The sequence below is a fragment of the Pseudomonas sp. PS01299 genome, from assembly GCF_029960145.1.
GTDB lineage: Bacteria > Pseudomonadota > Gammaproteobacteria > Pseudomonadales > Pseudomonadaceae > Aquipseudomonas > Aquipseudomonas putida_A.
The window spans coordinates 54,942-61,714 of the sequence record NZ_JASCPO010000009.1 but is presented as its reverse complement, the minus strand read 5'-3'; the positions used below and the strand labels follow the sequence as shown (position 1 = coordinate 61,714).

The 6,773-nt window shown below is 57.9% G+C and carries 5 protein-coding genes; 4 read left to right on the top strand and 1 reads right to left on the bottom strand.

Annotated features, from left to right (window positions below; translation table 11 throughout):
• Window positions 1-230 precede the first annotated feature (230 nt).
• Together aguA and QMX91_RS04085 are read left to right on the top strand one after the other, a co-directional pair.
• Window positions 231-1,337 (top strand): agmatine deiminase, encoded by a 1,107-nt coding sequence (gene aguA, locus QMX91_RS04090; protein ID WP_007961848.1) that lies wholly within the window; start codon window positions 231-233, stop codon window positions 1,335-1,337.
• A gap of 245 nt (window positions 1,338-1,582) precedes the next feature.
• A complete protein-coding gene (locus QMX91_RS04085) occupies window positions 1,583-1,795 on the top strand; it encodes a hypothetical protein (protein WP_007961849.1) in 213 nt (70 codons plus the stop codon).
• 189 nt (window positions 1,796-1,984) lie between these two features.
• Here the strand turns inward: QMX91_RS04085 and QMX91_RS04080 are convergent, their stop codons facing one another.
• Complete coding sequence (locus QMX91_RS04080) at window positions 1,985-4,078, bottom strand: TonB-dependent siderophore receptor (protein ID WP_282412292.1); 2,094 nt, start codon at window positions 4,076-4,078, stop codon at window positions 1,985-1,987.
• A gap of 256 nt (window positions 4,079-4,334) precedes the next feature.
• Here QMX91_RS04080 and QMX91_RS04075 point away from each other — a divergent pair, with 256 nt between their 5' ends.
• The gene (locus QMX91_RS04075; protein WP_135294755.1) at window positions 4,335-5,003 is read left to right on the top strand and encodes a DsbA family protein; all 669 of its coding nucleotides are present in this window, start codon (window positions 4,335-4,337) and stop codon (window positions 5,001-5,003) included.
• Between the two features lie 296 nt (window positions 5,004-5,299).
• Window positions 5,300-6,586, top strand: a complete 1,287-nt coding sequence (locus QMX91_RS04070) for an OprD family porin (RefSeq protein ID WP_225137109.1) — start codon at window positions 5,300-5,302, stop codon at window positions 6,584-6,586.
• The last annotated feature ends 187 nt before the right edge of the window (window positions 6,587-6,773 follow it).

The following is a 6,773-nucleotide window of genomic DNA, read 5'->3' as shown; positions in this document are numbered from 1 at the left end:
GGCTTGCTCGCGAATACGGTTCTTCATTCAAAGGTGATATCGACGGATGTGCCGCCTTCGCGAGCAAGCCCGCTCCCACATGGGGGGGCAGTGCTAATTCGATTTGTATCGGTATTTAACTGTTTTTTTTAGACGAGCGTCATTTTAAAGCATTTAAAATACGATATTTATCGGTTATAAAGTCGCCATCGCTTTGCAACCCTTCGACGGTTCCCTGGAGTCCTGATCCGATGACCACTTTGAAAAGTACCCCGCGTGACGATGGCTTCTACATGCCGGCCGAGTGGGCGCCGCAGACCCAGACCTGGATGATCTGGCCTGAGCGTCCGGACAACTGGCGCCTGGGTGGCAAGCCGGCGCAGGCCGCGCACGTTGCAGTGGCCAAGGCCATCGCCCGTTTTGAACCGGTGACGGTTGCCGTGTCGGCCGGTCAGTACGAGAACGCACGCGCACGTCTCGATGTGCCGAATATCCGCGTGGTCGAGATGTCCAGCGATGATGCCTGGGTACGTGATACCGGCCCGACGTTCGTCATCAACAACAGCGGCGAAGTGCGCGGTGTGAACTGGGACTTCAACTCATGGGGTGGTTTTGAAGGCGGTCTGTATTCGCCGTGGAACCGTGATTCGCAGGTCGGTGGCAAGATTCTCGAAATCGAGCGCAGCCCGCGTTATCGCACCGAAGGTTTTGTGCTTGAAGGCGGTTCGATTCACGTCGACGGCGAAGGCACGCTGATCACTACTGAAGAGTGCCTGCTCAATCACAACCGCAACCCGCACCTGGGCCGCGAAGAGATCGAAGCGGTGCTGCGCGACAATCTGTCGGTGGATAAGATCATCTGGCTGCCGGATGGTCTGTTCAACGACGAAACCGACGGTCATGTGGATAACTTCTGCTGCTACGTGCGCCCGGGCGAAGTGCTGCTGGCGTGGACCGACGATCCGCAGGATCCGAACTACCCGCGCTGCCAGGCGGCGATGAACGTGCTGCAAAGCAGCACCGACGCCAAGGGGCGCCCGTTCACGGTGCACAAGATGCCGATTCCGGGGCCGCTGTACGCGACCGAAGAGGAGTGCGCCGGTGTCGATCCGGTCGACGGTACGCAGGAGCGCAACCCTTCCGTGCGCCTGGCCGGTTCCTACGTGAATTTCCTGATCGTCAACGGCGGCATCATCGCGCCGAGCTTCGACGATCCGATGGACGCGCCTGCGCGGGAAATCCTGCAGAAGCTGTTCCCGCAGCACGAAGTGGTGATGGTGCCGGGCCGTGAACTGTTACTGGGCGGCGGCAATATCCACTGCCTTACCCAACAACAGCCAGCCCCGCACAAAGAGTGAGTTGAGACGTAACAGCTTGAGTTGATTCATAAATCGGCCAGGCAAAGATTAGCTTGCTACACATTCAAACAAGCCCGCGGCCCTGTTGGACTGCGGGCTTGTTTGTATCCGCCTGTCGACAAATCGGAAACCTTGGCATAGCTCTTGTATCGGACAAAGTGCACTAGGGAGAGGGGGGAACTTCAACAGTTCTGTCATATACCTTGGATAACTTAGCCGCTCACGAACGGGGAGAGAGCGCTGAAATGAACGCCGAAGTGAACGTAGTCAGCGAGCGGACTTTGCATCCCATGGCCGTCAACGGCGAATCGCTCCAGATTGTCGCGCACTTTTTGAAGTCCAATGGAACGCGTCAGATCAGGGAACCTGATCCGCGCCGGATGATGATCGAGCGCTACCCCGCTGGCCTGTTCAGCGAGGCCGAACTGGAAGCGTTATGGGCTGTGATGGAAGGATAAGAAAAACAACAGGGATTGGTAAAAGCGCTGCCGGGATGGCGGCGCTTTTTTATGCACGACACAAAAACCATTGCGAACATTGAACCTGTGGGAGGGGGCTTGCTCCCGAATGCAATCAGTCAGTGACGATGGTGTTGCCTGACACGACGCCTTCGGGAGCAAGCCCCCTCCCACAGGATTTGTGTGCATTCAGAAACTGTAGGTACCGGTCATCACCACGCTGCGCGGTGCGCCTGGCTGGATCTGATATTGGCTGGTGGCCGAGGCGTAATACTCGCGGTCGGTGATGTTGTTCAGTGCCGCGCGCAAGTCCCAGTCCTTGAAACGGTAGCCGACCAGCGCATCCCAGCGGCCGTAACCCGGCAGCACGGTGGTGTTGGCGTTGTCGGCATAACGCTGGCCGACCAGGGTCAGACCGGTTTCGCCGTACCAGCCCATCTCCGGTTTCCAGGTCAGGAACAGGCTGCCGTTGTGTTTGGCCACGTTGTTGACGCGTTTGCCTTCCAGGCCGTTGTTATCCTTCTCGATGGTGGTGTCTTGCACGCCGACGCCACCGCGCATGTACCAGTTGCCGACCAGTTTGCCGGTAGCGGTCAACTCGATACCGCGCGAACGCTGAAGACCGGTCATGACGGTCAGGGTCGGATCGTTCGGGTCGCTGGTACGGCGGTTGTAGAGTTCCAGGTCGTAGACCGCCAGCGTGGTGCTCAAGCGATCATCCAGCCAGTCGCTTTTCACGCCGATTTCTTTCTGTTTGGTCAGCTCCGGACTCAAGTCGTTGCTATTGCCGGCAGCCCCCGGGGTGATGCCGATCAGGCCGCCGCCGACGGGCGAGAAGGTCTTCGACCACGAGGCATAGAACGAATGATTCTGCAGTGGCGTCCAGACAATCCCGAAGCGCGGGCTGGTGCTGTGGCTGTCGCGATCCTCAGTGAGGTTCTTGAGCTGGTTGGTCGACTCGATATCGAACGTGTCGTAGCGCAAGCCGGCCAGAAGTTGCCATTGATCGTTCAGACGCAACTGATCCTGCACGTACACCGCGCGGCTTTCGACTTCGGTGTGGCTGTCGCTGAACACCTGCATGCTGCCGGTGTGACGGAGCTCGCGGTTGGGGTTGAACAGGTCGAGCGATGGCACCGGTTGTGCGCCTGGGGTCTTGCCAGTCGCGGCGTTGTACAACTTCGGATCACGGCGCTGGCTGCCGATCTCGACGCCGGTCAGCAGGCGATGCTCAAGACCAAAGGTATCGAAACCGCCTTCCAGCTCAAGGTTGTTGTAGACGTTGCGGGTGGTCAGATTCTGCTGCCAGTGCTGGCGCGCGACCTTGTTGGTTTTCGGATCGAAGCTGGTCAGGTAGGTGTTGTCGAAATCGCTGTCGAGCTTGAACACGCCGAGGGTCTGGCGCAGCTGCCAGTTGTCGCTGATCTCGTAGGTGAGTTTCGAGCGCAGGGACTGCGCCTTGTCGTCGATGAAATCGTGATCGTTGCCGTAGGTGGTGTCGCGACCGACATCCGCCGGGCGGCCATTCACACCGGGAATGCCGCGATCCGGTGTGCGGTTGTAGCGGCTGTATTCGTATTGCACCAGCCAGTTCAAGTCTGGGGTCAGTTGCCAGCTCATCGACGGCGCGAACAGCTGGCGGTTGCCGCTGACGCCGTCGCGGAAGCTGTTTTCATCCATGTTGCCCATGTTCAGGCGCAGGCTGAGGTTTTCGCTGGGGTCGGTGCTGAGGTCGGCGTACAGGCTGCGCAGGTCGTCGCTGCCGCCTTGGGCCTCGATGGTCGAACGACGACCGAACTCGGGCAGCTTGCTCACGCGGTTGACGATCCCGCCCTGGCTGCCACGGCCGTAAAGTACCGCCGCCGGACCTTTGAGCACTTCGACCCGCTCGATGTTGTGCAGGTCGCGCTTGTACTGGCTGTCGTCGCGAATGCCGTCCAGATAGAAGTCGTTGCTGGCGTCGAAGCCGCGGATACGCAGACTGTCGAAGCGCGTGTCGGCGCTGCTGCTGACGTTGGGAATGCCGCTCAGGGCGTCACCGATGTCATTGGTGCCGTAGTCGGCGACATTCGTGGTCTTGATCGAGTCGATGGCCTGCGGCACGTAACGCACCGGGGTGGAGGTGCGAGTCGCGGTGTTGCTGATCTTGACGCGCGGGTCCTCGGCTTGTTCTTCGGCGCTGATCGCGGTGGCGGGCAGTTCGGTGGCGGAGTAAGCAAAACCGCTGGACAGAAAGGCAGACAATCCAAGGGTGACAGGCGTGAGGCGGAACGGGGCAGGCATGGAAAAGCGCATCCGAAAGGGTAAGGAAATTCAAACGCGCGAATGGTAATGCTTTGCATTTGCTCCCGTAATTTATTCCTGAGAAGTTCCCCTGTCAGATTGTTTCAATTTATGTCGATTTCGATACATCCTGACCGGTCGATCCATTCGACCGATTCTCGAAACAGTCTGAGAGCCATTCCGGCGTTTTTCCCCAACACGCGTAGGAATAGTCTGCCGGCATCGAATATTTCTACTTTGTTGCCGGAGTTCTCCCATGATCCTTCACTACATTTACGATCCATTGTGCGGCTGGTGCTACGGTGCCAAACCGCTGGTGCAAGCGGCGCAGCAAGTGTTGCCGGTCGTTGCCCATGCGGGCGGAATGATGAGCGGCGTGAATCGCCAGCGCGTTTCGCCGCAACTGCGTGATTACGTCATGCCCCACGACCGGCGCATTGCCGAATACACCGGACAACCCTTTGGCGAAGCGTATTTCGAAGGTCTGCTGCGTGATCACGCGGCGGTCTTCGATTCGACGCCGCCGATTGCGGCGGTGATGGCGGCAGAGTCCATCGACGGTCGCGGTTTGCAGATGCTCGGACGTTTGCAGACGGCGCATTACGTGGAAGGACGGCGGATTGCCGATGAATCCGTACTTTTCGAACTCGCCCGTGAGTTGGGCTACACCCGTGACATCTTCGCGGCTGCGTTTAAATCCGTTGATACGACAGCGCATGTAAAAGCCAGCCGAGAACTCTTGGCACAACTGGGTGGCCAGGGATTTCCGACATTGGCGCTGGAGCGGGACGGGCAATTCACCTTGATCGACATCAGCCCCTGGCTTGGCAAACCGCAGGCCTTCGCCGACTGGTTGGGGCAAGCGGTTGTCACTGTTGAGTCGGGGCAATCCCCCGCGCAATGCGGTCTCGACGGTTGCGCGTAATCGCACTGGATTCACTGGCTGAGCGCATTTCCGAGCAATACGCTATCGCAAAATTTACGATTCTTAGACGATTTTTACCTATTTAAAGACGATTCTTGAAATTGACACATTATTGAGGGCGCGGCTACGATTCGGCCCAACGCCTGTGGCCAACCGCCATGACTCAAAAATAATAAAAGGGCCCGACACGGTTTTGCCGTGGGCGGGTCTTTTTGTTTCGGGGTGAAAAAAGAGTGCAATAGCGCCGTTTCAGCCGTTCGACACAGCGCGTTTCAACCCGTAATAAGGAAAACAAAATGTTGAACAAGCGAATCAGTCTGATCGCACTGGGGATGTTGAGTGCCACTTCGGCAATGGCTGACGGCCAGGCCGAATCCAAGGGTTTTGTAGAAGACAGCAGCCTGAAAGTGCTGCTGCGCAATGCCTACATCAATCGTGATTACAAAGACGGCAATCCGGACAGAGCCGAGTGGGGCCAGGCGGCCATCGGTACGTTCTCTTCCGGTTTCACCCAAGGCACCGTTGGTGTGGGTGTCGATGCTTTCGGTCTTTACGCACTGCGTCTGGATGGCGGCAAGGGCCGCAGCGGCGCCGGTGGTATCGACTTCTTCAAACAGGGTGACAGCGGCAATGCGGCTGACGACCTGTCCAAGGGTGGCGCTGCGGTCAAATTCCGCGTGTCCAACACCGTGCTGACCTACGGCGACCAGATGCCGGCCCTGCCGGTGCTGAACTACGATAACTCGCGTCTGCTGCCGGAAAGCTACACCGGTACCTTGATTACCTCCAAAGAGATCAAAGGCCTGCAACTGGACGCCGGTCGTTTCACCGCCGAATCGCGTAAAAGCGCTGAAGGCCGTGACAGCGGTGGTCTGAAGTCGATCAACGTGTTGGGCGGTAGCTACCAGTTCACCGAACAGTTCAAGGCGGCGTTGTACGCTTCCGACGTTGAAGACGTCATGAAGAAGCAGTACGTGAACGCCAACTACGTGTTCCCGATCGACAAGGATCAGTCCCTGACCCTGGACTTCAACGGCTATCGCACCAAGCTCGACAAGTCCTATGCCGACATCAAGAACACCGGCGGCCAGGACAACAAGATCTGGAGCCTGGCGGCCACATTCGCCACCGGCCCGCACTCGTTCACCGTGGCGCACCAGCGCAGTACCGGTGACAGCAATCTGGGTTATCCGTACGGCGGTTATCAGAACGATGGTCGTCGTCAGGGCGACGGTGGCAACACCATTTACCTGGCCAACTCGTACTGGTCGGACTTCAACGCTGAAGACGAGCGCAGCTGGCAACTGGGCTACGGCCTGGACTTCGGTGCCTTTGGCGTACCTGGCCTGAGCTACAACTTTGCTTACGTGCGTGGCGACAACATCACCACCGACACCAGCAGTGGCGGCACCGAGCGTGAGATCTTCAACCAGGTCAAATACGTCGTGCAAAGCGGTCCGGCGAAAGACCTTAGCGTGAAACTGCGCAGCTCGATTCTGCGCGTGTCGCAGAAATCCGCCGACTACAACAGCAGCGGCAACGAAGTGCGTGTGTTCGTGGACTACCCGATCAACATCTTCTGATGAACGATCCGGTGTAAGAAACATGAGAAAACCCCGACTGGCTCGGGGTTTTTTTTCGACGTCTTTTTCGCAAAAACCGTAAAAAACCCGTGTTTTTGTCACGTAAAAGTTGTTTTGAAGCGTCTTCAAGTACCGTTTCAAGCAGGGCTTTAAATGCCTGAAATTCTTTCTCATGGACGCAAATTCT